We start from the raw sequence: 25930 nt of genomic DNA on the forward strand, positions 1-25930 counted from the left end.
GCGTGGCAACGACTGGGTCTTTACTGCTTTATGACGCAGTATTCGCCGTATTCAGCGACTTCCCCAGTTGTCCAATCTTGCTTGGGTTTTTCATCAAGATTTTCACACCACTTTTCACTACCTATGGTTGTGGCGTCAAGGAGACAGTGCTTGGCGTAACTCTTACGGTCGTCACCAGTCCAGTCACCTTTTGGAATCGCCTTTTGAGTCTCACACCAGCCGGCACTTCCAGGCTTGTCGGCACAGCCGGTCAGTAGCAGACCCGCGCTTAGTAAAATTGCGCCCAGCGCAGAACGCTTTTGAATGGGTGTCATATTGCCTCCAATTTCAATAAAAAAGGTGGCCCAAATCGTAACCTAGGAAACCGTGCGAGTTAGGTTCATTTGGCGACAAGGCCGCTGCGAGTGGAGCAAGCCTCGCAGCCCTAAGCCCCCTGGAAGGCCGCCGGCGTGCCATCGATCAATTCAACTCGTAGCACACTCAGCCGCCGATCCGATCAAGCAGGCTATAAAACAGCATGCCTGCTACTTGTCCCGGGCGCCGAAGTAAGGTGCCCCCTGGAAAACGTCGGGTTGGCACCGAGGCCATGCGTGAGAAATCGTCGGTATCCCCTGAAATGGCTGCGGCTAAAAGGTAGCCTGCCATCGTGGCTGTGGGAACGCCGTGACCCGAAAAGCCTTGTGCGTAAAAGGTTCGACGACCCAAGCGACCAAAGTCGGGCATGCGATTCATCGTAATACCTAGCGTGCCGCCCCAGCCGTGCTCAACTGCTACATCCGCAAGATTGGGGTAGATTTTAAGCATGTGGGGCCACACAAATCGCGCAATGTTCTTTGGAAATTTGGCGCCGTAGGTTTCGCCGCCGCCAAAAAGTAGGCGACCATCACCTGACAGCTTCCAATAGTTAATGACGAAGAGGCTGTCAGACAGGCTAAAATTATCGCGGCACACCGCTTTCTGCTGCGCTTCAGAGAGTGGCTCGGTCGCTAAAATGAAATTATTGATCGGCATGATGTTGCCCGCGATACGTGGCTCCAAATTCCCAAGATAACCGTTGCAGGCTAAAACTAGAAAACGTGCTTTTACCAAGCCGCTGTCCGTCTTCACCTGTACTTGGCCATCTTTAGACTCGTCGTAGCTGAGCACTCGACTATCCTCAAAAATCTCTGTGCCCAGAAGATCAGCTGCTTTAGCGAGACCAAAGGCATATTTAAGGGGGTGTAAGTGTCTAGCACCTAGGTCAAGTAGTGCTCCGTGCTGGTGAGTAGCTGTCGTCATCCAGGCGGTTTCAGTCGCGTCGACGAAGCGCATCTGATCATAGCCGTAGGCTTTACTGAGGTGCTCCACCTCTTGCTGCAGCCCTTTAGTGTGTTTCCGTTTGGCTGCTAGATGTAAATTGCCCACGCCTAGTTCGCATTCAATGTTAAATTCGTCAATTAAATTAACGACGAGGTCCACCGCTTCTAAACCGAGTCGCCATAAATCTTTGGCGGCCCCGAGACCTACCCACTGCTCTAGGTCTTCTTGATCAGCGCGTTGGCCCGTGCCGACATGTCCTCCATTGCGGCCCGATGCGCCCCAACCTACGCGTTCGGCCTCTAACAAGGTGACGGAAAACCCCAGCTTGCGAAGGTGGATGGCGGTGGAAAGCCCGGTATAACCACCGCCAACAATACAAACATCAGTCGCGACCTCTCCTGACAGCGCCGGAAAGGTTTTATGAGGTAATGCGGAAGCGGCATACCAGGAATCGACGTGTTCGGAACTAGCAGTCATAAGCACTCGCTGTGGATATCCTGAGGTTGTTGCAACTCGTGATGTGATTTTACACCCTTGCCGAGCAACGCGCTTGCCCCCCATACTCCTAGCTCTTCCATTTTCGGTAAATTTTATGAGTTCCAAGCTCTCGGGCGACAGCAGTACAGAAACCCGCATACATAGCCCTGAAAACGCCAGTGGGTCTCTTCTGATACCCCCAGAGGAAATGGCGACTATTACAGCTTGGCTCAAGGAGCATAAAATTTCGGAGGTTGAGTGTATTGTTCCTGACCTCACCGGTAATGCCCGGGGGAAATTCATACCGGCGCACCAGTTCACTGAGCAATTGGAACAGAAACTCCCAGAATCTATCTTGGTTCAGACGGTTACCGGCGAGTACACCGATGATCATTGGGATTTTGTTGAACCCACTGATACAGACATGATGCTGAGTCCCGATGCCTCGACGTTACGTCGCGTTCCCTGGGCTCGTGAGCCCACCGCTCAAATTATTGCAGATTGCCTTAAGGCTGACGGTACTCCCCATCCACTGTCGTCACGAAACGTGCTGCGTTATGTGCTAGGGCTCTATGAGGAGGCGGGGCTAAAGCCTGTTATTGCCCCTGAGGTGGAGTTTTACCTAGTTCACAAAAACACGGATCCCGATTACGAATGCATGCCGCCCAAGGGTCGTTCAGGGCGTCGTGAAGTGGCGCGTCTCTCGTACAGTATTGATGCCGTTGCCGAGTTTGAAGATTTCGTCGAGGACATGTATGACTATGCCGATGCGCAGTCACTGGCAGTAGATACCCTTATCCATGAAAACGGTGCCGCACAGATGGAGATCAATTTCCGTCATGGTGACCCGCTGGCTATGGCGGATCAGGTATTTGCCTTCAAGCGCACGGTGCGGGAAACGGCCTTAAAGCACGACATGTACGCAACTTTCATGGCTAAGCCAATGCAGCGCGAGCCCGGTAGTGCGCTGCATATTCACCAGTCTATTTTATCCCTCGAGGACGGCAGTAATATTTTTGCGGGTAAAGACGGCAAGCCAACAGCCGCCATGATGCATTACTTGGGCGGGCTGCAGCGATATACCCCCGAACTGATTAGCTTCTACGCCCCCAATGTAAACTCCTATCGTCGTTTAGCCCCTGATATCTCAGCCCCCATTAATTTAAGCTGGGGTTTTGATAATCGCACCACGGCCTTTAGGGTGCCTAACAGCACGCCAGAAAACTTACGTATTGAAAATCGCTTTCCAGGGGTCGACGCCAATCCCTATCTTGCGATAACGGCAACGCTTGCGAGTGGTTTGCTGGGTATGCGCCAAGGCCTCCAGCCGACTGAGCCTCACCAGGGCACCGCGAACGAGCAAGCCGTGGTGGTGGCGCGTACTTTGGAGGAAGGTGTGCGCCAGTTAAACGATACCCCCGAGTTACAGCAAATGATTGGCGAGCTATTCATGCGCGCTTACGCTGCTGTGAAGCTTGACGAATTCGAGGAATTCAATCGAGTAATCAGCTCCTGGGAGCGCGAACACCTGTTATTGCAGGTGTAATCGCTAACAATGGTCAACACTCGGCGCGAGGGCGGATCGGCGGCAACATTGGCTCGTGCTTATAAAGCACTGAAGTATGTTGTTTACGCACTGCTATCTGTAAACATTGCGCTATTTCTCAACGAAGAAATGGCGTCTTCCGCTCACGCAGCACCCTCGGGCATGGATCTGTTTACAGTAATCCAACTGTTTTCTGCGACTCTAGATACCGCAGCGTGGGTACTGCTGCTGCTACTGTTTGAGCTTGAAACTGCGGTAATCCCAGATGATCGCTTGGTGGGTAAAACCCAATGGGTCATTCACGGTATCCGCTTAATCTGTGGTCTTGCCGTCGTTTCCGCATTTTGGGGTTATGTGGGGGAATGGCAGGTGTTCTGGCACTCTGAGATTCTTCAGGTGCCCGCCTGTGAGTTAGTTGGCCAAGGCTGGTCGATATTGCTCGATTTCGATAAGTTCATCGCCCTGGACGCTGAAAACTGTATTGCGCTCGGCTTTGAAATCGTCGCTGTAACGGAGTTGGAACAGGTTGTTGCGACACCTATGGCTCTCAATAGTGCTTATCAGCTTGGACTTGTTGACGTCATCAACTCTGCTACCTGGATTTTGGTGGTCGTGCTCTTGGAAATCGAGGTGCGTTTGCAACTGGGGGGTGGGGTGCCTCAAAAATTTCAGCGGCCATTTAATGGGGTCAAAATTGTGTTGTACGCTACGCTAGCGGTTGCAGCGGTTTACTGGGGATTTGAAGGTGAGTTCCTAGATTTTTGGGATGCTGCGCTGTGGCTGTTTGCCTTCGTGTTTATTGAGCTCAATGTCTTCGAGTGGCAGCGCGACCTCGCGCAAGCGCAACAAGCACCAGACTAATTGCCAGGAGCCCGTAGCCCTCGACAGACTCGCCCTGTACCAGTGAGGCTAGTATCGGCTATGTCAATTCGGTAGAGGAAGGACCGAGTATCGTATTATCTAAGCTCAGTCGTCGTAGAGCTCGAAATCGAAATCACCCAATTCTTCTCGAAGTCGCAGTGTCTCCAGGCGCTGTTCTGCACGGCGCCGCTTCTCTGCCAGTGAGGGCGAACAGATGTCAATGCTGGAGTCATCCATAGCATCAAGCATCTCGTCGTCTAAGTCCCCCATTAACGGCTCAAAAAAATCTTCTGAGCTGACTGAATCCTCGCTATGTGTTGCTGTACGCTCACCCATAACCACCTCCCGATGATTTAGAACTCAATGCGTAGGCACTCTTACACGCGTAGTTGGCCTCAACGACACCGCTCTAGGCAAGAATCTTTTTGGCCTTAAAGCGCTGCTCTAAATAACTGAAAAAACTAGGGCGGCCCGCCTGAAATACCACGGTTACGGTTAGAGAAATCCTTTTCTCTTTTTGGAGACCCGGCTTCCTGCCGGGGGCGGACCGCCCTAAAGAATCAGCAAAAGCCGTGCCAGACCAAACGCTAAGGCAAACTATGGGTTTCGAGGTATGACCTCAAAATTTGGACGTGTCCGCCGTCTAGGGGAGTGTCCAATCAGCGGGAGCCAGCGTCCAATGCGTTAATCAGCTGGTCCACTAGCGCTTCAGGGGTGCCGTCATCGACAGAAATAGTCACCGCTGCCCAGCGTTCGTAGAGCGGCACTCGTTCTCGGTAAATATCGGCGAGGGATTGTTCTTTGGATGAGGCAATACCTCGATCTGGGGCCAAAGAAATCCGAAACTCGACGGTGTCCAGACTGGCGCTCAAGTAGACCACGGTGGAGGCGGATGTAAGCCGGGCCATCACCTTGGGGCTATAGACTACTGAGCCTCCAGTAGAGATCACACTTGGATGAATCGGCATATCAAGTAACACCTGCTCTTCTAGCTGCCGAAGATAAACGTGATCACGTCGCTCAATAATTTCTGCGAGGGTTGCTTTCTCTTGGTTCTGTATAAGGATATCCGTATCAACAAAATCTGTGCCGAGGCGTTTGGCTAACAAAACACCCAAAGTGCTTTTTCCGCTACCGGGAAAGCCTATGAGGCTTATGACTTGCTCGCTGGACATTCTGACTTCCTGTGCTTTTGTGTGAGCCAAGCCGTTGCAAATTTAGCGGCCATTGGTGGGAAAAATTTTCACCCACGCCTTAAAACTTTATCATTCTACGGACTGAGAAGGTTACAGTTAAAATGAAATCGACTTGTTTTTTTCAACACGAATTTTCCGGCTATTCCTCAAGTGCGTAAAGATTTCTAGGCGCCATTTCCTGTTGATGAAAAAGGCTTCAGATTAAAACGTTGCCTCAGAAAACTGCGGTAATCGCAAAGTTTAGGCGATTTACCTGGTGCGCCATGGGTTGAGCCTATTAGGCAGTGGACTGCCTTTGAGCACCGCCCACAGGCGCTGCCAGGGTTGACGCAGTAGCCCCAGTCTTTTACCCAATGCGCCAAACCATTCAGAGACTATAAGTCGCCAAGTAAAAAACCCTGCTAAGAGAATTGCGGCGGCGCTTAGCACAGCTTTGACTGTTTCGGCTGTAGCTGCCGACTCGGGTGGCAGTTCACCACTAATTGAAATTTTCAACGGTTCGCTTCTGAGTATTTGTAGCGTTTGGGACTCAGTATCCCACCAATTCACAACAGCTCCCGGAATTTCCACGGTCCCAGGGACCGACGCAATCCAACTGGTTCTGTCGATGCGAGTGGCTGAAAGCGTCCCCCGATTAGAGCGGTTTCGAAGAACAGGGGGCTCGGGATACATTTGGAGCAGCGGTTCGTTGTGGTGGGTGGCTCGCGGTAAGAGCATGGCCATGACATCGTTGGCTTTTATGGTGAGGCGACGACTAATGGCTGCGCCCAAATAGGTATCCAGCGATCCATCGATCGACTGCACTAATGTCACTGAGGGGCTTGCTACCCAATGTTCTAAACCCTCAAGGGCTGGCGGAATGCTGGTTGTTATGGTGAGGGCTTGTGTCTCTAGAGTGCGGGCAATTGCCTCATTGGTAGCTTTAGAAATGGAGACGCTCACTTTCAATGGCGGAATAACGACGGTCCCCGGCTTGGTCGAAAACACGTCGATAAACCAACGTTGTACCGTCCAGCTTTCACTACCGCGCCGCTCGGTCGAGTTGGCTGCAAAATCTTGATTTTGCAGCAGTAGCAAGTTGGGGACCTCAGGCAACTTAATCCGTGTTCCGGCGGTGAACCAGCGTGGCGTGGCGACTGCCACCTCAAGCTTAATGCGCTGGCCAGGGACAGCCCCTTCCGCAGGGATCAGGCGAGTGGTGATTTCCACCAGTTGATCATCGGCTGCGGTAAAGCTCGATAGGCTCAGTAAGATTGCCAGTGGTAGCAAAGCAGACCTTGAAAAACGGGTGATCCAGAAGCTGCGGCAGTGAAATTTTTGCTCGAATTGAGGTGACGCTCGGCAATAGTTTTTAGAGAGCAGAATCATGGTTCACTGACGCCTCGCTCCTGCAGTTGACTATTGAATTTGCTGCGCAAAAAGTTGGCGGGATCGGGTTGTACGTTTTTCATCCAAAGGGCCGCGGTCTCCGGGCTGGCGAGAATGGCTTCAGCGCTATATTGCGTGCGTTCCTCCACTTCATTGACCAGGGTGTCGGCGCCCTCACTAATTTGAGGGTCTTTTTCTTCGTCGAGTGTTTCACTACCAACACCGGCTTCGTTTGTTTGCGATTCACTCAGGCGATTACTGGTTTCGATAATCTCATGGATGAATTCTCGGTTGGCACGAGCACCGGGAAATTCGGGATTGCGATCGAGTAGCACATCGTAGCGATTTCTCGCGCCAACATAGTCTCTGCGGTGAGCTCTGGCATTGGCTTCGTTGAAAAGGGCGACGTCATTGTCCTGTCGGGTAAATAGCGTTGCGGCTTGCTCAAAGTCCTGATGATAGTAGCGGGCAGTGGCACGCCAGATCGGATTCTCAAAAACTTCTGCGGCTTTTTGGTAATAGCCAAGTTGCAGCAGAACACGGCCATACTGATCTGGGGTTAACCACAGTGACAAAAATCCATCGAAGGCTGGCTGTAGTACACCGTGCCTCGATATTATTGGTTGGTTTTTCAGTGATGTCGGCACTTCCGCATCTAGGTTGGGCTGCGCTATTGGCGCATTGGAAAGGGTAATAAAGCAGGGCACCAACAGCCAAATCCACAGCCGGGTCCAACCACGCCGGAACCAGAGTAGGACGAGAATTAACACGGGAAAAACGAGGGGATAGCCATTGTCCCGCCAAGGTAAAGCCTCATCATCAATAATTTTATAGGCGTCTGTCATGGCTCCGGCAATGGCGGCAACGTCACGACGATCTATGCTCGCGTCAAAATATTGGCCACCACACCGGGTGGCCAGATTCGATAAAGCCTCGCGTTCCAAGGGAACGGTACTTTGTGTCAGTGATGGGTCGCCAAACCCGTATATCAGCAATTGATAGTCACGGTCCCGACACCAGCTTTGTATCAGCTCAGAGCTCCCCGCGCCGAGACCGTCAGTAACCAGCAAAACAGAGCTTCTGTAATAGGTTTGTGCCAGTAGTCTGTCGATACCCGGTAGCGCATATTCGGGATATTTCCCTGCTCGGGGAGTTATGCCGGGGGTCATTACAGCTAAGAAATTTTTGGTAACTTCGTGATCACTGGTCAAGGGTAGGACCGTATGAGCACTCCCTGCGTAGGCGATTACTCCTACGCGCTTATCTGGAACTAGCGTTAGAAGGTCACGAATTTTTTGAATGCCACGGAGAAGTCTACTGGGCGCAACGTCGGTAGTTGCCATCGACTCAGAGACGTCGAGAACAACCACTAGGGGCGCAGCGTCTTCAGCGAGGGGAGAGGGTTGTTGCTGCCAACTAGGGCCCGCCATGATTAACGTGAGTAGTAAAACTACGACTACCAGCACCGAGGTTGGGTTAAACCTGGCAATGGGTGGTTTCTGTACTCGAAGATGTTGGAGCAGTTCGGCATCTATAATGCCAGAGAAGCGATCGGAGTTAGCCCGGGAAGATCGCAACAGTCGCTCAATAATGAGCAAGCCAGGTGCCAGCAATAACCACTCAGGCCGCAAGAAGTGGAAGTGAGTGATCACCTCCATTATTGCGGTGCCCCAGGTCTATACAGTGCCCCGAGGCGAGCAAGAAATCGCAACAGTACGTACAGCATTATCACTGCTGCAAGCGGAAGCCAGTGAACGTCGGTGCGAGGTCTAAAGTTAACGCTGTCAAAGATATTGGGCTCAAGGGTGTCCAGCAATTTAAAAACAGAGGCCAGATCTTCGCTGCTTAATGCCTCAAAGGATTGGCCTCCAGTAACCTCTGCCATTCGAGCCAGCGTATCGAGATCAATGGCTTCTTCACCGCTAGCTGTAGGGTCGCCGACCGCAATCGGATAGATTCGTATGCGTTCAGTGGCAGCAACGCGTGCGGCATCAACAGGGGGAACCAGACTACCAGTATCATTACCGTCGGTGAGTAGTAACAGCACTCGATGCTCGGTCTCTGCATCTTTAAACAGTTTAATGGCCAGTCCTACTGCATCCCCCAAGGCTGTACTGGGTCCGGCCATACGGATTCGCGTTTCATTTAAGAGCATCAGCCAAGTGGGGTGATCCTCCGTGAAGGGAGATTGAAGATAAGCGCTATTGCCAAAGACAATAAGACCTAGACGATCTCCCGCACGTTCATCGACAAGCTGTTGTAAAACCGCTTTAACCGCAGTTAATCGGTCTGTTGGCTCGCCGTTGGGCTGACTAAAGTCTTCCGTTTCCATGGACCCCGACAGGTCAACGGCGATCATTAAATCCCGTCCGGCCTTTTGCTGTTCAATCGGGTCTCCTAACCACTGTGGTTTTGCGGCAGCAAGCACTAAGCTCAGCCATATCAGTGTGATCAGAACTTTTTGTCCGCGCCTTCTGATAAGCAGCATGGCACCCCGCTGGGGTCGGGATTCGGTGGCGTCCAGTAATCGAGCAAAAAAAGGCACTCGAACGGCATCTCGACGCTCTCGATAAGCAGGCATTAGGCGCATGGCTATCGGCAGGGGTAGCAGAACAAAGGCCCAGGGGTGGACCCAGTCTAACTGCGAAAAAAATTGTGTGAGAAGAGCCTCAGTGGAACCCATGATCATCTCGATGCTGGTCTATCCAACGGTGGGCCTCACGGACTAGTGCACTGCGCTGCACCGGAGTCACTGAACCTTGAGGGCTATAAACTGCTTCGCCAAGTATTAGCAGGCTCTCCTGAGAAAAAATTTTGGTGGTCGCTCGAGTTTCTAGCCAATGACACCAGCTAACTCCTGTCAGAGCCGCTACTTCCCGCCGAGAGGCCGCGGTCATAGCCGTCAACTTAAGCACCTCGTTAATCGCCGACGCTTCGGCAGATGGGCCTAGATGGCTCAGCCTCTGCTGAGCTTCTCTACGATAGCGATTGCGCAGCCAGACTCTGAGTCGGCGCCAAGACCGGTGCAGTAATCCAATGGCCAATACCAGCGCTAAAATCTGCCAGCCCAGTGTTTGAGGTAGCCAGTCTATGGGTTCCGGCGAGACAATCTCATGGAGCTCACCGCGAAGGATGGGGTTGCCGAATAATGCCGGTAGTGGAGGTAGGGTTTCCTCAAGCATAGTCAGTACGACTCATTGTCGTGCAGCTGTTGTTGCCGCCGCAGGGCTCCCACCCAACTGGCGCAGTAGCTGGTTAGCGATGTCTGATTCAGTGGTCAGCGAAATCAGAGGGATTTGATGGCGCTTGAGCGTCTCCCCTAGGCTATTTACATGGGCATCGAATTTTTCTCTGAAGCGTATATCGGCCTCTTTTTTCCCGCTCTCTACCTGAATTTGGAAAGCGCCGTCGCTGACTACCAATTGATCAGCGTTGGCCAAGCTTCGCTCAAGAGGATCTGTAATCAGAGCAGCTACCACGTCATTACTTTGGCGCATGGCTTTGATGGCGGCCAGGCTTTTGTCATCCCAGCCGTCAAAGTCTGAAATAATAATCACCAAACTGTCGTGGGTCAGATAGCGACTCAGTTTTTTGAGTGCCTCTGGCAAGGCATCAGACCTTGATGTCTCGTTGCTGTCCGCACTTAACTGGTGATTCATGCTGACCAAAGTGGCGAGCCAGCTCATTAGCGCGCCGGGTGAGCGGCTAGGGCGATACACCTTTGACGTCGTATCGTTGAAGAGCAGGGCACCAATACGGTCGCCTACGCCAATCACTCGCCAAGCGCTGAGTGCAGCGGTTCGCGCCGCGCCCACTGATTTCATTTGATGACGACTACCAAAAAACATTGCGAGTCGCTGGTCGACAACGACCCAAACGGGACGGTCTCGCTCTTCGGTATAAACCCTGACAAAGGGAGTTCGGGTTCGATGAGTTACCCGCCAATCCATGTTTCGCACATCGTCACCGGGTCTGTAGTGACGGAGCTCATCAAAGTCTAGCCCCCGCCCCCGCAGTCGAGATCGTTTGCGCCCAGCGAGTACCGAGTTAACGGGCTGAGCAGGTCGGTAGCTAAAGCCCTGAGCTCGGTATCGAAGTCGTACCAAGTCTTTGAGCGCAACATAGGCAGTGGCACTCATGATTGGATTAGCCTGCTGCAACGAGGTCGAGAATATCTGTGACGACCTTGTCGGTATCAATGCCGTCAGCCAGCGCGTCGTAGCTCAAAATTAAGCGATGGCGCAAAACAGCTGGAGCCACTGCTCGCACATCCTCGGGCAGCACATGTTCGCGTCCTTGCAGCCAAGCCTCTGCTCGGGACGCCCGATGCAGGGAAATACTTGCCCGAGGGCTGGACCCTACGGCGATCCAGCTCGCAAGCTCCTCGGACAGACTCTCCGGTTGACGCGTTGCCATCACTAAATCGACGAGATAGCGCTCGACAGGCTCGCTGAAGGTCATTTTTTGGATGGCTTGTCTTGCTGCAAAAATAGCCTCGGTTCCTACTGGCGTTTGCTCAGCGTGATGACTCCCCTCTTCTTTCTGCAGCATGCGGACGATGCTTCGCTCGGCTTCAGCGTCGGGATAATCGACCCTGACTTTAAACAGAAAGCGATCCATCTGTGCCTCGGGTAAGGGGTAGGTGCCCTCTTGCTCAATCGGATTTTGGGTCGCCATGACAAGGAATAATGGTGGCAGTGGGTAACTTTTACCCGCAACGGTCACCTGCCGTTCTTCCATTGCCTCCAACAAAGCAGACTGCACTTTGGCGGGGGCTCGATTGATTTCGTCAGCGAGCACCAGCTCGTTAAAGATCGGGCCAGGTTCAAAAATCAATTCGCTGCCGCCTTCATTGCTGTGATACGTCTCGCTTCCCGTCACATCAGCCGGTAGAAGATCTGGAGTAAACTGAATTCTCCCAAGATTTACGCCCATGGCGCGCGCCAGTGTTTTGATCGATCGGGTCTTTGCTGTTCCTGGCAATCCCTCTAGTAAAACGTTGCCGTTACACAGTAAAGCTAATATCAAGCTATGGACTACGGCTTCTTGGCCAATAACCGCGGCATTGACTCGAGCTGTCAGGTCGGCAATGTCGGCGCGCGTGCGGTCGGTCATAACGGTGTTCCTAGTTGTTGTTTCCTCAGTCCTCAGCGAGGCCGCGATCAATTACAGCATCCTTTGGGAGACAGTAAGCCTATCAGCTGCGCCGAGTCCTAGTGAATCTAATATTGGACATAAGCGTCAGTGGGCCCAGTCTCGATCGGCCTTGAAACGCTTCGATAGGTAATCCATTTGATCGGTAAGAACGCGGTCTTTTGCGAGGAAATGCCACTCGAAGGGATTGGGTCGAAACGGCACTGCAAGTAGCGGCATACCCGCTTCTTCGGGTGTTTTATTGTCTTTTTGCCAGTTGCAACGTTTGCAGGCCGCGACAACATTTTCCCATTTATTGGTGCCTCCCCGACTAGCGGGCAACACATGATCTCGGGTTAGCTGGTGTCTTGAGGCTTGGTTACCACAGTACAAACAGCGATGATCATCCCGCTTAAACAGGGTTCGGTTGCACAATGGCGGAACAAAGGCGTCGTAGATTTTACCCTCGGTTGCAATGATCGGTTGTACGACAAGAGTCGAGCGATGACCTGTGAGTCGCTGAATGCCCCCATAAACAGGGGGGAGCGGATCACCTATGCCATATATGACATCACCTTTCGCGTAGGCGGAAATGGTTTCCTGAAGGGTCAACCAGCCTCTTGGTTGTCCCGCTAGATCTAGTCTGAGGATCGCTTGCATGGCTTTCTCTCTCAGGTTTCTGAAAACCTACTGAAAAAAAACCCCAGTTACAATTAAAGTTTTTCTGAGCCGTGGTGTCATCCCGCCATATTTTCGGCAAATATGAGCCATGAATTTAGCTTTATGAGAGAAAGTATCCCGAATTATGGGCTGGCACTGGCTAATTTAGGGCCAATAGCGGCCTATTACTTAATGCTTTTAGGGGTGGTCGTTTGCCCCGATTTACAGGGCTGTCCAGCTGGCACTGATAAGTGTTGAATCACTCTGTAAAAGCCTCGCCTCAAAATGCTCTCCTACGGCGATGGGGCCAACACCTGCAGGCGTGCCGGTCATGATGACGTCAAAGTCGTCCAGAGTGAGGAAGGTGTTCAGCTCGCCGACAATAACGCTGGGTTTATAAAGCATGGCGGTGGCTTCGCCACTTTGTCTCAGCGTGCGGTCAACCCAAAGCTCAAGGCGCAGTTCAAGTGGATCCACTGGTGCAGCTATGAACTCACTGAACAGAGCAGCACCGTCAAAAGCTTTGGCTCGCTCCCACGGCAGCCCCGCTTGTTTCAGCTTCCCTTGCAGATCACGCTTAGTGAGATCCAGTCCAACACCAACCCCTAATATGTCGCCGTTTTTAACCAGCAAACAAATCTCGCACTCATAGTGGAGGGGCTCGTCGGCAACGGCTCTTAGTGTCGTTCCAATGGCTGAGTTGGGTTTCATAAAAACCACCATCTGTTCGGGAACTGCACTGTTCATTTCTTCGATATGTGCCGCGTAATTCTTGCCAATGCATACAATTTTGCCCGGTGTAATGCTTTGGTTTTCAAACTGGATTGATCTCATGGTGGGCTCCTAGCGGTCTTTACTGGCACTATAGATCAGGATGTCTGATTACAGCAGGGCCGTGTTGTGGGTGGGCGAGGTTTTTCTGATCGGTCTGGCGGTACGGGTAACAGCGGGAGGATTTTCTATGGGGCTGCGTCTGGGTCCGGGAGCAATGGTTGCTGCGGCATTTATAGGCCCTGGCACAATCACAACGGCCAGTGTGGCCGGGGCTACAACTGGCATAACGCTTATCTGGGCGATCGCGTTCTCAATTTTTGCGACTGTCTTGCTGCAGGAGCTGTCAGTGCGAAGTGCTTTGACGACAGATCGTGACTTAGCGACGCTTGTTAGAGATTTTGGCGCTGGTTATTGGTGGGGTGTGCCGGTGCTTCTGCTGATCGTATTGGCGGTTGGAGTGGGCAACGCGGCTTACCAGTCTGGCAATTTGTCAGGTGCTGGAATAGGGCTAAGTACAGCTTTTGGAGTGAATTCAGCAGCGGTTGTTTTGGTGTGCGCCACCGTTGCTGCGATCCTCATCGTGATCAACCGGTATCGCCTACTTGAGCGCATTTTGGTGGGTTTGGTGGCTATGATGGGCTTACTGTTCATAGGGCTGGCACTATTTTTGGCACCATTATTGTGGTCTCAGCCAGAAATTCGCCTGCTACCAAACTTTTCTGGCACCAACTTGACGTTGATACTGGCATTGATCGGGACAACGGTTGTGCCTTACAACTTATTTCTCCATGCCACCGCAGCAAGACAGCACTGGCGCGGCAGTGCAATAGATGAAGCCCTATCAGGTGCTCGCTGGGAGTCTTGTGTGGCGATTTCTTTCGGGGGTCTTACCACGACCGCTATTGTTGTGGTTGCTGCTGCACTGGTACCCGGCGCTGTCGATCAGCCCCCTTTAGATGCCGTGATATCAGCGATTGAAGGCCAAATACCCGGATGGGGTGCCACCATTTTGGGTATTGGGCTATTTGCCGCGGGTCTTACGTCAGCCATTGCTGCGCCTGTTGCGGCGGGCTGGACTATCTGTGGTGCCATGGGATGGTCGGTGGAAACCCATAGCTTGCGTTTTAAGGTTGTAGCGCTCACGGTCGTACTAGTTGGGGGCTTTTTTGCGGTTGTTACCTCGCGGCCTGCTGCCCTTATCGTAACGGCTCAGGTGACCAATGCGTTGCTACTTCCATTAATAGCATTGGTTTTGATGGTGGTCGCTAATAGCGCGCTGTTACCCCGCGCTTACCGTAATCACATTGTGCTTAATGCGGCGGCTATTTTGGTTCTGGTCATCGTGACCCTGCTGGCTGTTAGTAAGCTTATGAAGCTATTTGGGTAGCCTCGCCGCAACATGATTTTTGTTAATGCAACTGTGGGTACCATAGTTTGAATAAGATACTTAGCGGGGGCAGCGCAGTGGTGATACATGGCTGAGTTCAGGGTCGATACTGGCCCGAGCTGATAAACTGGCCGAAGGTCTCACACCACACCACCGCGGTTGTGTACCTAGGGTCATTGACGGCGAAGGCGTTATTCAGCACAAAACCATCAAAGTTTCTTACGGCGCCCATCTCGACGGACTGGTCCTTCAGCGCCAAGAAATCAGCCTCCGTCTCGACAAATTTTGGGGTTAGGTACAGTCGGTAGTCGGGTCCGGGCGCCAGCTCTCCCTCGAATACAATTGTGTCGGAATACAGTCGAAGTTGGCCCTCCCCCCAATGCAGCGCATCACTATCTTCACGTTGGCGCTCAAACTCTGTGGTGAATAGCGGATTGCTTAGTGTGGCCTCAACTGCCAAGAGGTCAGGCGCTGCCGGTTCTAGCAGAATTGGCAGTAGGTAAATGCCCAGAGCAAAGCCCAACAGGGCTGTAGCGCAATGACTCAGAATGAGAAGAAGTTTGGTCATACGCGTTGCCATACTGAGGAAAGTCAGTGCCGAAGGTGACCCTAGCCTGCCACAGATATCTTGTTGTCGCCGGTTTGATTTTGGCGTAACTTACGCCAAAAGTTATGTGACGCGCGTTCTATCGTGCAGAGCTCGTTTAACCGCCTGCTCATATGCAACTTAGACCCGTTTGAAAGTTCCTGAGAGCACTGGCAGTGTCAAATAAGCTGATGCATGATAGGTCATTAACAAAACACAATAATAAGTCAGGAAGCCACCACATGCTGCGTTTATTAAGCCTATGCCTGCTACTCGTTTCGTCTTCGCTTCACGCCGCCGACAAGCCTAATATCTTAGTAATTTGGGGTGATGATATCGGGTTTTGGAACCTATCAACGAATAATATGGGCATGATGGGCTACCCCACACCGAATATTGACCGCATTGCTAACGAGGGGGCAAAGTTTACTGACTATTACGGTCAGCAGAGCTGCACTGCGGGTCGCTCGGCCTTCATTATTGGACAGTCACCTATTCGCACGGGCCTCACTAAAGTGGGAGCGCCTGGAGCAGAGCAGGGCATCAGTGAAAAAGATGTCACCCTTGCGGGATTACTGAAAGCCGAGGGCTACGTTACAGGGCAATACGGGAAAAACCACCTCGGCGATCGCGATGAATTTCTCCCGACACAGCACGGGTTTGATGAGTTTTTTGGCAACCTGTACCACCTCAATGCCGAGGAAGAGCCTGAGGATGTTGATTACCCGACTGACCCTGCCTTTATTGCGCGCTTTGGGCCTCGAGGGGTCATCCGATCCTTCGCCGATGGTCGGGTCGAGGACAGTGGCCCCCTCACCAAGAAGCGTATGGAGACAATCGACCGCGAATTTGTGGCATCAGCCCAAGATTTTATGCGCCGTGCGGTGGCTGACGAGAAGCCCTTTTTTGTTTGGGTAAACACCACGCGCATGCACTTCTGGACGCATACTGCCGATGAAGAATTGGGGCTTTCGGGTCAAGGCTTTTATAACGACGCGATGGTAGCCCACGACCGCATGGTCGGCGAATTACTTGATCAGTTAGATGAACTGAACGTCTCAGACAACACTATCGTTCTGTATTCGACCGATAATGGCCCGCATTTTAATACCTGGCCTGATGCCGGTATTACTCCTTTTCGAAGCGAAAAAAATACCAACTGGGAGGGCGGGTTTCGCGTGCCAGCCATGGTCCGCTGGCCCGGAAAAATTCCCGAAGGCACGATCCTAAATGACATGATGTCTCACACCGACTGGGCGCCCACTTTTATGGCTGCAGCCGGGCGACCGACGATTACTGAAGAACTGAAAGCGGGCACCGTGGTGAATGGCAAGCCCTATAAAAATCATTTGGACGGCTATAACTTTTTACCTTACCTAACTGGAGAGGCCGACCACGGTCCCCGGGATACGTTCCTCTATTGGAGCGACGATGGTTTGCTGACAGCCATGCGTATTGGCGATTGGAAGGTGGTATTTGCTGAGCAGCGTGCTAAAGAATTCGACGTTTGGCGTGAACAGTTTGATATGTTGCGCATTCCCAAACTATTCCACTTACGTCGTGACCCGTTTGAACGTGCCGATCAAAACTCCAATACTTACAACGACTGGTGGGTTAAAAAAATTCCACGGATCTACATGGCTAGGGCCGAGTTAGAAAAGTTCATAGGCACTCTGATGGCTTTTCCACCCCGGCAACGGCCGGCGAGTTTTACGATCGATCAAATGATGGAGCCGTTTTACCGGTTTGAGGGCCATGACCACTAAGGCCACTGGCTTCGCTGCGCAAGCTTAAAAGTAGCTTGTAGCTGGGGGTGCACCGCATCGCGTGTTAGCTTGAGGCGGTTTAGACGCAGCACGCCATCTTAGCCCGCCAAGAAGAAACGCGAGACAAGCCACTCGAGGTGACTTTTTATAACGCACGGGTATGTTTTCAGATATTGCCCATAAGGCACATGTCCTATCGACTGAGAGTGTTTTAAATGGAGACACGCCCACCAAGTTTTAGTGAGGTTGAGCGGGCGGCCCAGCGCTTAGCAGGACACGTCGTGCGCACACCGCTGCTATATTCCCCTCAACTTAATGCTCTGACGGGGCGGCAAGTCGTTATAAAGCCAGAATGCTTGCAACACACTGGCAGCTTCAAGTTCAGGGGGGCTTTCAATCGCTTATGCCAATTGACCGTCCAAGAGCGCACCGCTGGGGTGGTGGCTTGGTCATCAGGCAATCATGCTCAGGGGGTCGCCCTAGCGGCACGATTATTGAACATACCGGCGCGTATTGTCATGCCAGCCGATGCTCCCCAAATTAAAACGCGTAATACGCAGGCCCTCGGTGCTGAGATCGTTGCTTATGATCGTTACAGTGAGGATCGAGAGGTCATTGCCCGTGATCTTGTGGCGAGGGATGGCGGGACGATTGTGCCTTCTTACGACGACGTAGACATCATTGCCGGTCAGGGCACCGTAGGCCTGGAATTATTGCAGGATGCAGAGCCTCCAGACGCAATGCTGGTGTGTTGCAGTGGCGGCGGCCTTGTTGCCGGCTGCGCGTTAGCCGTCGAAGGATTACAGGCTAATACGGCAGTGTTTGCGGTGGAGCCCTCAGAATTTAATGACCATCAGCGCTCACTGCACAACGGTGTGCGAGAGCGCATTGAGCCGGGATCGACGTCGATTTGTGATGCACTACTTGCCCCAACGCCGGGTGAACTAACCTTTGCGATTAACCAACGCCTTCTCGCCGGAGGACTTGCGGTCAGTGACGAAGAAGTTTTGCTAGCCATGGCTTTTGCGTTTGAGCACCTCAAACTGGTGCTCGAGCCTGGGGGCGCTGTTGCCTTAGCCGCGTTGTTGTCCGGCAAAGTCCCTGATCATTATCGGTCGGTGGGCATTGTTTTGTCTGGCGGCAATGTTGACCCTGCGGTATTCGCGGCAGCGATTAACGCAGATAGCAACTCCCAGGAGACCTTCTAAATCGGCACCTCCCCAAGTGGTACCCCCGAAAGAGCCATTAATGAATCCCTTACAACCTCTAGGGCGCCGTTGCCTCAGAAACAAGCTACAGGCACAGTGGCAAGGGCAAAAGATTTCAGGAGCAGTGCTATGGAACCAGTTCTGGATTGGGAGGCGCGTTATCAGGAGCCTTCAGTACCTTGGGAGCGTACCGGTCTAAACCCGGCCTTTACGGCTTGGCAGTCGTGGTTGAGCTTGCAGCAGGGCACCGTTGTAATTCCCGGTTGTGGACGATCGCCCGAGCTTCAAGGTCTGGCCGAACTGGGGTTCAGCGTAGTGGGCGTCGATCTTTCTCCCAGTGCAGCTCAATTTCAGAAAACCGCTTTGTCCGCGAAAGGCCTTCATGGCGAGGTCATTGTCAGCAATTTGTTCGATTGGTCGCCCGATACCCCCGTCGATATTGTTTACGAGCAGACCTGTCTGTGTGCGCTGCATCCAGAACACTGGAGTGCCTACGAAAGCCTGCTCACCGGTTGGTTACGGCCTGGTGGCACGCTACTGGCCCTGTTTATGCAAACCGGGGAGACGGGAGGGCCGCCCTTTCACTGTGAAATAGCGGCCATGGAGCAGTTGTTTTCTCAGCAGCGCTGGATCTGGGATGAAACATCAGTACGGTCTGAACACCCCTTGGGCGTTTATGAGCTGGGGTTTCGGTTAACCCTTCGTTGAGTGCTCAGTGGCCCAGTACGTGTTGAAGCGCAGTAAGGCACCGCTCAACGTTGACCGGATTACTCGCATGCCCCATTAAACCAATTCGCCACTGCTTGCCGGCCAAAGCCCCAAGGCCTGCACCGATCTCAAGATTAAATTCTTTTAACAGACGACCCCTCACGACACCGTCATTGACGCCATCGGGGATGCACACTGCATTGAGCTGCGGCAGTCGCCACTCAGGGGCAACGGCCATTTCCAAGCCCATAGTCTCTAGACCTAAAACGAGATCATCGTGATTAGCCTGATGCCGGGCAAAACTGGCTTCAAGGCCTTCCTCTTCTAGAATCAGCAGGGCCTCATGAAGCGCGTAGAGCGCATTCACGGGGGCCGTGTGGTGATAGGCGCGCTTACTATCGCCACCCCAGTAGCCCATGACCAGCTGCATATCCAAAAACCAGCTTTGTACTTTGGTAGGGCGAGCTTGGATACGTTCAACCGCTGCGGGACTAAAGGTCATGGGCGACAGGCCGGGCACGCAGGAAAGGCATTTTTGCGTTCCGGAATACACCGCATCGGCACCCCATTCATCGACGCGGAGATCAATGCCACCTAGTGTAGTCACGGTATCGACAACGACTAATGCGTCGTGAGCTTTGGCGATACCGCAGAGGGTTTTAGCATCACTGCGAACCCCTGTTGAGGTCTCTGAATGCACAAAAGCCAGCAGGTTAGCCTCAGGATTAGCGGCGAAGGCCTCTTCGACTTTTTTGGGGTCAACAGGATCTCCCCAGCGGTCTTGAACCATAACCGCAGTCGCGCCACAGCGCTCGACATTTTCTTTCATGCGTCCGCCAAAGACGCCGTTTTGGCAGACGATTACTGTGTCACCGGGTGATACTAAATTCACAAATGCAGCTTCCATTCCAGCAGAGCCGGGAGCCGATAGCGGGATCGTCAGTTCATTGGAGGTTTTGAAGGCGTACTGGAGTAGCCGCTTGGTATCGTCCATGAGTTCAATGAATAGCGGATCGAGGTGCCCAATGGTGGGGCGGCCCAAGGCACCGAGTACCCGAGGTGATACATCTGAGGGACCGGGGCCCATGAGGGTACGTTGGGGCGGATGAAAGCTCTGGCTCATGACAAATTGATTCCGATGGTGTGATAAAAAAATGCGACGCAATAATGCCTAGTATAGCGAGGGATAGCTAACCGCTAGCAGTCTCTATAGCTTCTTGTTGTTGTATCCACGTTTCCTCGGTGTCAGCTAGCTGGGATTTCAATAAACCCTCCGCTTCGACCAACTTGGCGAGCTGCTCTTGTTGATCGGGTTCATAAAGGTCCGAATTGGCCAGCTGGGATTGCAGTTCACCGAGCTTTTGCTGCAATCCTTCCAGTGTGCGTTCGGTTTTTTCTAGCGCCTTCTGCAGTGGACGCAAGCGGGTACGCTGCTCTGCCGCACCTTGACGGCTTTGTTTGCCCTTGCCAGTGCTGTCCTGCGTTAGTGCAGTTTTGTTGGCTGTTTTACCAGAGGCTACCGTGGCGCTTCGATCTCCTGAGAGTACCCATTGCTCATAAGCCGTCAAATCGTCGGGGTACTCCGTGACTGCGCCATTATCAACCAGCCATAATGATTCCACCGCATGACGCATCAAGTGACGATCGTGACTGACTAAAACAATGGCGCCGGTATAGCCCTGCAATGCGACGGCCAAGGCATGCCGCATCTCCAAATCGAGGTGGTTGGTGGGCTCGTCCAGAATAAGCACGTTGGGATCTTGCCAGACGACCATAGCTAGGGCGAGACGGGCTTTTTCGCCGCCAGAGAAGGGCGCAATTTCTTGTCGGGCCCGATCGCCTTTGAAGTTAAAGCCCCCAAGAAAATCGAGAATCGCTTGTTCACGAACCTTTGGGCTCAGCCTTTGCAGGTGTAGTAATGCACTGGCCTGCAGATCTAAAACCTCCAGTTGCTGTTGGTCAAAGTAGCCAATTCGTAGATGCGCACCGGTGACCCGATCCCCCGATAGCGCCGGCAAGGCGCCTGTTAAGCCCTTAAGGAACGTAGATTTACCCGCGCCGTTTTTGCCTAATAAGCCAATACGATCTCCCGGATGCAAAGACAGGGACACCCCGTCCAAAACAATGTCGTCACCGTAACCAAGAACAAGATTGTCGATTGTCAAAAGGGGATCACTGCTTTTGCCAGGCTCGGGAAACTGAAAAGAAAAGGGAGAATCGACGTGGGCGGGTGCCACCGTTTCCATGCGTTCTAGCGCCTTCAGTCGGCTTTGAGCCTGACGCGCTTTCGTGGCTTTGGCGCGAAACCGCCGGACAAAATCTTCCATTTGTCCAATTTCCCGCTGCTGCTTGGCATATTGAGCCCGTTGCTGTGCCATGCGCTCAGCGCGCTGCTGCTCATAGGCTGAATAGCCCCCGCGATAGGGGATCAACTGCTCTTGCTCAAGACTTAGCGTGCGTTCACAAATAGCATCGATGAAATCCCGATCGTGGGAGATCATCAGTAAAGTGCCTGAATAGCGAAGTAGCCACCCCTGCAGCCACAACATGGTATCGAGATCGAGGTGGTTGGTAGGCTCATCGAGTAAGAGAACGTCTGAGGGTGTCATAAGTGCACGAGCCAAGTTTAGCCTGACACGCCAGCCCCCTGAAAACTCTGTCACTGATGTTTTTAAATCAGCTTGGGCAAAACCCAAGCCCAGCAAGAGTTGCTCTGCACGCCTTGGCGCACTGTAACCGTCCAGAACTTCCATCTCCTGATACAGGTAGGCGGCGCGTTCATAATCTTCAGCTTGTTCGGCTTTGCCAATGTCTTGCGTCAGTTGATAGACAGCGGCGTCACCTGCCATGACAAAATTTAGCGTGGTGTCATCGCTCACTTCGAGTTCTTGAGCCATGTGGGCCACACGTAATCCGGTCATGCCGCGAATTTGACCTTGGTCGGCAGAAAGCTCGCCCAGCAGCATGGCAAATAAGCTCGACTTGCCAGTGCCATTGGCGCCAATGAGCGCGAGTTTCTGACCCGGCTGAAGGGTGGTTGAGGCCCCCTGCATTAATAGCTTGGGTCCCCGTCGCAGAGCGATATCTTCTAATATGATCACGCTTGCTGCCCCGTTTCTCGCTGTTGTGCTTGCCACAAAGCGGTGTAACGGCCGTCTTGTGCAAGCAGCGCTTCGTGCTTGCCTTGCTCTACGAGACGTCCGTCCTCTAGTACCAATATTCTATCGGCGTCAACAATGGTGGAGAGCCGGTGGGCGATGACGACCGCTGTGTGGTGCCCTGCCAGAGCGCGAAACGCTCGCATAACCGCACGTTCAGATTCGCTGTCCAGACTTGAAGTGGCTTCATCGAATACTAAAATAGGTGCCGACTTCAAAACCGCTCTGGCAATGGCAACGCGCTGACGCTCGCCTCCCGAGAGTTTGAGTCCTCTTTCGCCGACTCGAGTGCTGATACCCTCGGGTAGACGGGCAACAAAATCGTCGAGGTATGCCGCAGCCACAGCAGCGTTTACCTCTTCGTCTGTTGCTGTGGGTCGCCCGTAGCGAATATTCTCCAACAAAGAATCGTTAAACAGCACGCAGTCCTGAGGAACAATCGCGACCGAGCTGCGCAGTGAGTTTTGGGTGACGTCTCGAATATTTTGTCCATCGAGGTACACAGTGCCGCTGCTCGGATCGTAAAAGCGAAAGAGGAGTTTTACTACCGTGGATTTGCCTGCGCCACTTGCGCCGACAAGCGCAACAGTTTCGCCGCCGTCAATTGTAAAGTTGAGTCCTGAGAGCACCTGCCGCGCGTCGCTGTAGCCAAAGTTTACCTGCCGGAATTCAATAGCTCCCGTCGCCATCTTCAAGACGTCTGCCTCCGGTTGGTCCATAACCGCAGGTTGTTGATCCAGCACGCGAAACAGCCGCTCGATGCTGGCGAGGGAGGCCTTAATTTCACGGTAAACGAAACCGAGAAAACTCAGGGGAATAAATAGCTGCAACATAAACTGATTAATGAGCACAAAATCCCCAAGGGTCATATTGCTGTCTTGCACTGACAGTGCGGCCAAGCCCAGCATCAATGTCTGGCTCAGGGCAATGATGATTGCTTGGCCGCTATTGAGTGCAAGTAGTGACAGCCGATTTTTACGTCGCGCCTGCTCCCATTGCTCCAATGATTCGTCGTAGCGCTGGGCTTCGAACTCTTCGTTATTAAAATATTTAACCGTTTCATAGTTGATCAGGCTGTCGACCGCTCGGGTGTTACTTTCGGAGTCAGCTGCATTGGCTTCGCGAATGTAGCGCGTTCGCCATCGAGTAGCGCGGAAGGAAAAAGCGCCGTAAAGCGCCACCGATAACAAAACGATAAAGCTGTACTGTGCGCCGTAGTTGAACAAAAGGATCGTAGCGACCATGGCAATTTCAAACAGTGTGGGTGCAATGTTGAAAATGAAAAATCGCATGAGAAAGCTAATGCCATTGGTGCCACGTTCAATATCTCTCGCGAGCCCACCTGTGCGACGGTTCAGGTGATAGTCAAGGTCTAAGCTGTGTATGTGTTTAAAAACAGCGAGACCAATGCGATGCATGGCGCGTTCGGTCACGCGGCCAAACAAGGTGTCTCGTAATTCAGCAAATAGGGTGTTGGCGAACCGTGCAGCGCCGTAAGCCGCGACCATAAACAAAATAACTGAGGTTGTGACCTGAGCTGCGCTTTGATCTAAACCATCGACTAGTGCCTTCAGCAAAAAAGGAATCAGCAGTAAGGCGGCTTTTGCAAGCAGGAGGCAGGCCAGAGCGAAACCGACTCTGCCGCGATTGTCATAAAGAATGGGCGCAATGCGCCTCCAGAGTTTAGGTAACAACACTCTGCTGTTTTCTATTTCGTTGTCGTCTGTTTGAAAACTGTGCATGGGTAACGTGTTAGAAGCCCACTGATTGGGCTCGCCTAAGGTGTCCAGATGGCTGAGGGTGCAGTACTCTACCCTAAGGGACGCTTCGTACACAGTCGCGTCGTAAAAACTCCACTACAAGAATTAAAGGATGCTTCGGCATGGGCTTCATCAGCGACAACGTCACATTGGACAATCCCGCATTTATTCATGAAAGCGCCTGGCTTTATGGCAAGGTCTATATTGGTCCCGACGCTTCAGTTTGGCCCAATGTGGTGACCCGTGCGGAATTCCTCGAGATCAGGATCGGCGCGCGGACCAACATTCAGGATTTTGTCATGATTCATGTCGGAGCCATGACGCCCACGATTGTCGGTGAGGACTGTTCTATTACTCATCACGCAACCTTGCACGGCTGCGAGATTGGTGACCGCTGCCTGATTGGCATTAACTCCACGATTATGGACGGCGCGAAAATCGGCGCTAACTCTATTGTCGCCGGTAACAGCATTGTGCGAGAAAACAGCGTTTTTCCTGAAAACTCAATTATTGCTGGTGTCCCCGCTAAGGTGGTGGGAACGCGGGATAATGGTGCGGCCAATGCGCTTAATGCCGCTATGTATCAACGATTTGCAGGAAGCTTCGCCGATGGCCGCGATCGGCTCGATGAGTCTGAAGTTGCTGACATTATGGCGTTGTACAAAGGTGAGAAGCCCGCAGAAAAGTGAGCGGATTGGGGTGTTCTAGACAGTTTGGCGGTGGGATCTTTGGTACCACTGTTGCAGCGATAACAGCCAAACGGTAACGCTAAGCCCCATAGCGAGCCCTACGATTCCGGTCCACGCGAAGCGATCGTAGGCTAGGGTTCCTGCCCAACTGCCCAAACCGCCGCCCGTAAACATCATACAAACGTACAGACTCATTAATCGTGTTCTGACGGCGGGGGTTTCTTGCAACCCTGTCATGCGGCCTGTGACGTCGACCAAGGGGCCAACGACTGCCATTAGGGCCAGTGGTGGCAGCAAGAACACCCAGTTTGTTTCAGCCGTCATTAGCAGTGTTATTCCCAGAAACTGAAAAGTGGCCATGATGAGTCGGGCTTTTTCGGCGCCCTGAGTGTCCGCCCATTTTCCCAAGCGCGCAGTTGTCAGAAGGCCTATTGCCGAGAATGCAGTGAGATAACCCACAAGGTCAGAGCCATGTCCCTGGGCTTCACTAGTGAGATGGAGTCCAATGCCTAACCAGACAGCAATAAAGGCGGCGAAGTTCAGGCCTTGAATAACCCCCGATACCATCAATCTTGGATGCTGTTTGCCAAGAACGAATAGCGATCTAATCAGCGCCCAATAGCTAGAGTTTGGTGTTTTTACGGGTTCCGGCACCATGATCCGGGGCACGATAATGGCGGCGGCGGTCATTAGAGCCGCGGCAATCCAATAAACCCAGCGCCAGTCGGTATAAGCTCCAATAACGCCAGCAGACAGTCTTGAAACCTGAACTCCGGCAATGACGCCTGTCGTCAGCAGAGCGGTTGCGTAACCGAGTTGCTGGGGAGTGACGCGACGGGAGGCATAGGCGGGGAGCAGATACGGGGTGATGGTGAAGAAACCCAGTGCAGTTGATGCTGTGATAAAAACGACGAAGCTGGTGGTGCCGGCCATAACCACGAGGGTGAGCACTTGAACGGAAAGGCACAGCGTGACCAATCTTCGATTATCGACTCGATCACCTAAAGGCAAAAGCAGAAGCACACCCAGGGCGAGGGCAATTTGGTTGACGGCAGGCACAATGCCAATACTGGCATCACTAACGCCAAAGTCCCGAGCTACCGCAGCAATAATCGGATGAATATAGTAGGCATTGGCTGTCACGATTGCCGAGGCACAGGCCAGCCAAAAGATTTCTCTATTCCCAGTCAAACTGAAGAGATTCTTTGGCTGTAAAACATAAGTGATTGCTCATAACGATGACGGTTGTGACTGGGAACATAGCGCGGGACGCTGCATCCCACACGCGGCTGGGCCGGCAGTATATCGGTTGTTGCTGCCTCTGGTGCTGCCATTAATACCGTTAGCTCTCTCA

Annotated in this window: 24 protein-coding genes; 7 read left to right on the forward strand and 17 right to left on the reverse strand. The window is 52.7% G+C overall.

All coding sequences use genetic code 11. The features are described 5' to 3' along the window. Positions 1-20: 20 nt before the first annotated feature. On the reverse strand, positions 21-314 hold the full coding sequence (locus ACMAY6_RS01030) for a DUF3012 domain-containing protein (RefSeq protein ID WP_435213678.1): 294 nt from the start codon (positions 312-314) through the stop codon (positions 21-23). 166 nt (positions 315-480) lie between these two features. After that, complete coding sequence (locus ACMAY6_RS01035; protein WP_435213680.1) at positions 481-1776, reverse strand: NAD(P)/FAD-dependent oxidoreductase; 1296 nt, start codon at positions 1774-1776, stop codon at positions 481-483. Between the two features lie 115 nt (positions 1777-1891). Between ACMAY6_RS01035 and ACMAY6_RS01040 the strand changes: the two genes are divergently transcribed. Both ACMAY6_RS01040 and ACMAY6_RS01045 read left to right on the forward strand, forming a co-directional pair. Next, positions 1892-3322: a glutamine synthetase family protein gene (locus ACMAY6_RS01040; protein WP_435213682.1), complete on the forward strand. Its 1431-nt coding sequence runs from the start codon at positions 1892-1894 to the stop codon at positions 3320-3322. 9 nt (positions 3323-3331) lie between these two features. Continuing rightward, a complete protein-coding gene (locus tag ACMAY6_RS01045; RefSeq protein ID WP_435213684.1) occupies positions 3332-4183 on the forward strand; it encodes a shikimate kinase in 852 nt (283 codons plus the stop codon). A gap of 105 nt (positions 4184-4288) precedes the next feature. Here ACMAY6_RS01045 and ACMAY6_RS01050 read toward each other — a convergent pair whose 3' ends face one another. From ACMAY6_RS01050 to ACMAY6_RS01095, 10 genes are all read right to left on the reverse strand, one after another. Next, the gene (locus ACMAY6_RS01050) at positions 4289-4519 is read right to left on the reverse strand and encodes a PA3496 family putative envelope integrity protein (protein WP_435213685.1); all 231 of its coding nucleotides are present in this window, start codon (positions 4517-4519) and stop codon (positions 4289-4291) included. A gap of 323 nt (positions 4520-4842) precedes the next feature. Continuing rightward, entirely contained in the window at positions 4843-5358 is a 516-nt protein-coding gene (locus tag ACMAY6_RS01055; protein ID WP_435213687.1) for a shikimate kinase, read from the reverse strand. Between the two features lie 270 nt (positions 5359-5628). Further along, complete coding sequence (locus ACMAY6_RS01060; RefSeq protein WP_435213689.1) at positions 5629-6747, reverse strand: hypothetical protein; 1119 nt, start codon at positions 6745-6747, stop codon at positions 5629-5631. Next, on the reverse strand, positions 6744-8405 hold the full coding sequence (locus tag ACMAY6_RS01065) for a VWA domain-containing protein (RefSeq protein WP_435213690.1): 1662 nt from the start codon (positions 8403-8405) through the stop codon (positions 6744-6746). Before ACMAY6_RS01065 ends, ACMAY6_RS01060 begins: the two co-directional genes overlap by 4 nt. Then, a complete protein-coding gene (locus ACMAY6_RS01070; protein ID WP_435213691.1) occupies positions 8405-9430 on the reverse strand; it encodes a vWA domain-containing protein in 1026 nt (341 codons plus the stop codon). The genes ACMAY6_RS01065 and ACMAY6_RS01070 overlap by 1 nt, the downstream gene beginning before the upstream one ends. After that, positions 9417-9929 (reverse strand): DUF4381 domain-containing protein, encoded by a 513-nt coding sequence (locus ACMAY6_RS01075; protein ID WP_435213693.1) that lies wholly within the window; start codon positions 9927-9929, stop codon positions 9417-9419. The genes ACMAY6_RS01070 and ACMAY6_RS01075 overlap by 14 nt, the downstream gene beginning before the upstream one ends. Positions 9930-9941: 12 nt before the next feature. Then, entirely contained in the window at positions 9942-10886 is a 945-nt protein-coding gene (locus ACMAY6_RS01080; RefSeq protein ID WP_435213695.1) for a DUF58 domain-containing protein, read from the reverse strand. 7 nt (positions 10887-10893) lie between these two features. Then, on the reverse strand, positions 10894-11862 hold the full coding sequence (locus ACMAY6_RS01085; protein ID WP_435213697.1) for an AAA family ATPase: 969 nt from the start codon (positions 11860-11862) through the stop codon (positions 10894-10896). 126 nt (positions 11863-11988) lie between these two features. After that, on the reverse strand, positions 11989-12540 hold the full coding sequence (locus tag ACMAY6_RS01090; protein ID WP_435213698.1) for an HNH endonuclease: 552 nt from the start codon (positions 12538-12540) through the stop codon (positions 11989-11991). A gap of 222 nt (positions 12541-12762) precedes the next feature. Continuing rightward, the gene (locus ACMAY6_RS01095; protein ID WP_435213700.1) at positions 12763-13374 is read right to left on the reverse strand and encodes a fumarylacetoacetate hydrolase family protein; all 612 of its coding nucleotides are present in this window, start codon (positions 13372-13374) and stop codon (positions 12763-12765) included. Positions 13375-13414: 40 nt separating this feature from the next. On the opposite strand from ACMAY6_RS01095, the gene ACMAY6_RS01100 reads away from it, so the two are divergent. Beyond that, positions 13415-14701 carry an Nramp family divalent metal transporter gene (locus ACMAY6_RS01100; RefSeq protein ID WP_435213701.1) on the forward strand — a complete coding sequence of 429 codons (1287 nt, stop codon included), beginning with the start codon at positions 13415-13417 and terminating at the stop codon, positions 14699-14701. Between the two features lie 97 nt (positions 14702-14798). Here the strand turns inward: ACMAY6_RS01100 and ACMAY6_RS01105 are convergent, their stop codons facing one another. Continuing rightward, the gene (locus tag ACMAY6_RS01105; RefSeq protein WP_435213703.1) at positions 14799-15269 is read right to left on the reverse strand and encodes a DM13 domain-containing protein; all 471 of its coding nucleotides are present in this window, start codon (positions 15267-15269) and stop codon (positions 14799-14801) included. 260 nt (positions 15270-15529) lie between these two features. On the opposite strand from ACMAY6_RS01105, the gene ACMAY6_RS01110 reads away from it, so the two are divergent. The 3 genes from ACMAY6_RS01110 to ACMAY6_RS01120 all read left to right on the forward strand — a co-directional run bounded on the left by ACMAY6_RS01110 (position 15530) and on the right by ACMAY6_RS01120 (position 18969). Next, complete coding sequence (locus ACMAY6_RS01110) at positions 15530-17053, forward strand: arylsulfatase (protein WP_435213704.1); 1524 nt, start codon at positions 15530-15532, stop codon at positions 17051-17053. Between the two features lie 215 nt (positions 17054-17268). After that, on the forward strand, positions 17269-18261 hold the full coding sequence (locus ACMAY6_RS01115) for a threonine ammonia-lyase (protein WP_435213706.1): 993 nt from the start codon (positions 17269-17271) through the stop codon (positions 18259-18261). A 129-nt stretch (positions 18262-18390) separates the two neighbouring features. Beyond that, positions 18391-18969, forward strand: coding sequence for a methyltransferase domain-containing protein (locus tag ACMAY6_RS01120; RefSeq protein WP_435213708.1), 579 nt, complete (start codon positions 18391-18393; stop codon positions 18967-18969). Between the two features lie 4 nt (positions 18970-18973). Here the strand turns inward: ACMAY6_RS01120 and ACMAY6_RS01125 are convergent, their stop codons facing one another. From ACMAY6_RS01125 to ACMAY6_RS01135, 3 genes are all read right to left on the reverse strand, one after another. Further along, positions 18974-20092, reverse strand: coding sequence for a pyridoxal-phosphate-dependent aminotransferase family protein (locus ACMAY6_RS01125; protein WP_435213710.1), 1119 nt, complete (start codon positions 20090-20092; stop codon positions 18974-18976). Between the two features lie 67 nt (positions 20093-20159). Continuing rightward, on the reverse strand, positions 20160-22070 hold the full coding sequence (locus tag ACMAY6_RS01130; RefSeq protein ID WP_435213712.1) for an ABC-F family ATP-binding cassette domain-containing protein: 1911 nt from the start codon (positions 22068-22070) through the stop codon (positions 20160-20162). Continuing rightward, positions 22067-23869 (reverse strand): ABCB family ABC transporter ATP-binding protein/permease, encoded by a 1803-nt coding sequence (locus ACMAY6_RS01135; RefSeq protein WP_435216082.1) that lies wholly within the window; start codon positions 23867-23869, stop codon positions 22067-22069. Before ACMAY6_RS01135 ends, ACMAY6_RS01130 begins: the two co-directional genes overlap by 4 nt. Before the next feature lie 140 nt (positions 23870-24009). Here ACMAY6_RS01135 and ACMAY6_RS01140 point away from each other — a divergent pair, with 140 nt between their 5' ends. Continuing rightward, positions 24010-24576: a gamma carbonic anhydrase family protein gene (locus ACMAY6_RS01140; RefSeq protein ID WP_435213714.1), complete on the forward strand. Its 567-nt coding sequence runs from the start codon at positions 24010-24012 to the stop codon at positions 24574-24576. 15 nt (positions 24577-24591) lie between these two features. Here ACMAY6_RS01140 and ACMAY6_RS01145 read toward each other — a convergent pair whose 3' ends face one another. Beyond that, complete coding sequence (locus tag ACMAY6_RS01145; protein ID WP_435213716.1) at positions 24592-25767, reverse strand: MFS transporter; 1176 nt, start codon at positions 25765-25767, stop codon at positions 24592-24594. Positions 25768-25930: the final 163 nt, after the last annotated feature.

This window comes from Luminiphilus sp. nBUS_16, from assembly GCF_051201645.1.
GTDB lineage: Bacteria > Pseudomonadota > Gammaproteobacteria > Pseudomonadales > Halieaceae > Luminiphilus.

Excerpts from the sequence above, each read along its gene's own strand:
- ACMAY6_RS01030 (WP_435213678.1), bottom strand. The coding sequence starts at position 314 with ATGACACCCATTCAAAAGCGTTCTGCGCTGGGCGCAATTTTACTAAGC.
- ACMAY6_RS01035 (WP_435213680.1), bottom strand. The coding sequence starts at position 1,776 with ATGACTGCTAGTTCCGAACACGTCGATTCCTGGTATGCCGCTTCCGCA.
- ACMAY6_RS01040 (WP_435213682.1), top strand. The coding sequence starts at position 1,892 with ATGAGTTCCAAGCTCTCGGGCGACAGCAGTACAGAAACCCGCATACAT.
- ACMAY6_RS01045 (WP_435213684.1), top strand. The coding sequence starts at position 3,332 with ATGGTCAACACTCGGCGCGAGGGCGGATCGGCGGCAACATTGGCTCGT.
- ACMAY6_RS01050 (WP_435213685.1), bottom strand. The coding sequence starts at position 4,519 with ATGGGTGAGCGTACAGCAACACATAGCGAGGATTCAGTCAGCTCAGAA.
- ACMAY6_RS01055 (WP_435213687.1), bottom strand. The coding sequence starts at position 5,358 with ATGTCCAGCGAGCAAGTCATAAGCCTCATAGGCTTTCCCGGTAGCGGA.
- ACMAY6_RS01060 (WP_435213689.1), bottom strand. The coding sequence starts at position 6,747 with ATGATTCTGCTCTCTAAAAACTATTGCCGAGCGTCACCTCAATTCGAG.
- ACMAY6_RS01065 (WP_435213690.1), bottom strand. The coding sequence starts at position 8,405 with ATGGAGGTGATCACTCACTTCCACTTCTTGCGGCCTGAGTGGTTATTG.
- ACMAY6_RS01070 (WP_435213691.1), bottom strand. The coding sequence starts at position 9,430 with ATGGGTTCCACTGAGGCTCTTCTCACACAATTTTTTTCGCAGTTAGAC.
- ACMAY6_RS01075 (WP_435213693.1), bottom strand. The coding sequence starts at position 9,929 with ATGCTTGAGGAAACCCTACCTCCACTACCGGCATTATTCGGCAACCCC.
- ACMAY6_RS01080 (WP_435213695.1), bottom strand. The coding sequence starts at position 10,886 with ATGAGTGCCACTGCCTATGTTGCGCTCAAAGACTTGGTACGACTTCGA.
- ACMAY6_RS01085 (WP_435213697.1), bottom strand. The coding sequence starts at position 11,862 with ATGACCGACCGCACGCGCGCCGACATTGCCGACCTGACAGCTCGAGTC.
- ACMAY6_RS01090 (WP_435213698.1), bottom strand. The coding sequence starts at position 12,540 with ATGCAAGCGATCCTCAGACTAGATCTAGCGGGACAACCAAGAGGCTGG.
- ACMAY6_RS01095 (WP_435213700.1), bottom strand. The coding sequence starts at position 13,374 with ATGAGATCAATCCAGTTTGAAAACCAAAGCATTACACCGGGCAAAATT.
- ACMAY6_RS01100 (WP_435213701.1), top strand. The coding sequence starts at position 13,415 with ATGTCTGATTACAGCAGGGCCGTGTTGTGGGTGGGCGAGGTTTTTCTG.
- ACMAY6_RS01105 (WP_435213703.1), bottom strand. The coding sequence starts at position 15,269 with ATGACCAAACTTCTTCTCATTCTGAGTCATTGCGCTACAGCCCTGTTG.
- ACMAY6_RS01110 (WP_435213704.1), top strand. The coding sequence starts at position 15,530 with ATGCTGCGTTTATTAAGCCTATGCCTGCTACTCGTTTCGTCTTCGCTT.
- ACMAY6_RS01115 (WP_435213706.1), top strand. The coding sequence starts at position 17,269 with ATGGAGACACGCCCACCAAGTTTTAGTGAGGTTGAGCGGGCGGCCCAG.
- ACMAY6_RS01120 (WP_435213708.1), top strand. The coding sequence starts at position 18,391 with ATGGAACCAGTTCTGGATTGGGAGGCGCGTTATCAGGAGCCTTCAGTA.
- ACMAY6_RS01125 (WP_435213710.1), bottom strand. The coding sequence starts at position 20,092 with ATGAGCCAGAGCTTTCATCCGCCCCAACGTACCCTCATGGGCCCCGGT.
- ACMAY6_RS01135 (WP_435216082.1), bottom strand. The coding sequence starts at position 23,869 with ATGCACAGTTTTCAAACAGACGACAACGAAATAGAAAACAGCAGAGTG.
- ACMAY6_RS01140 (WP_435213714.1), top strand. The coding sequence starts at position 24,010 with ATGGGCTTCATCAGCGACAACGTCACATTGGACAATCCCGCATTTATT.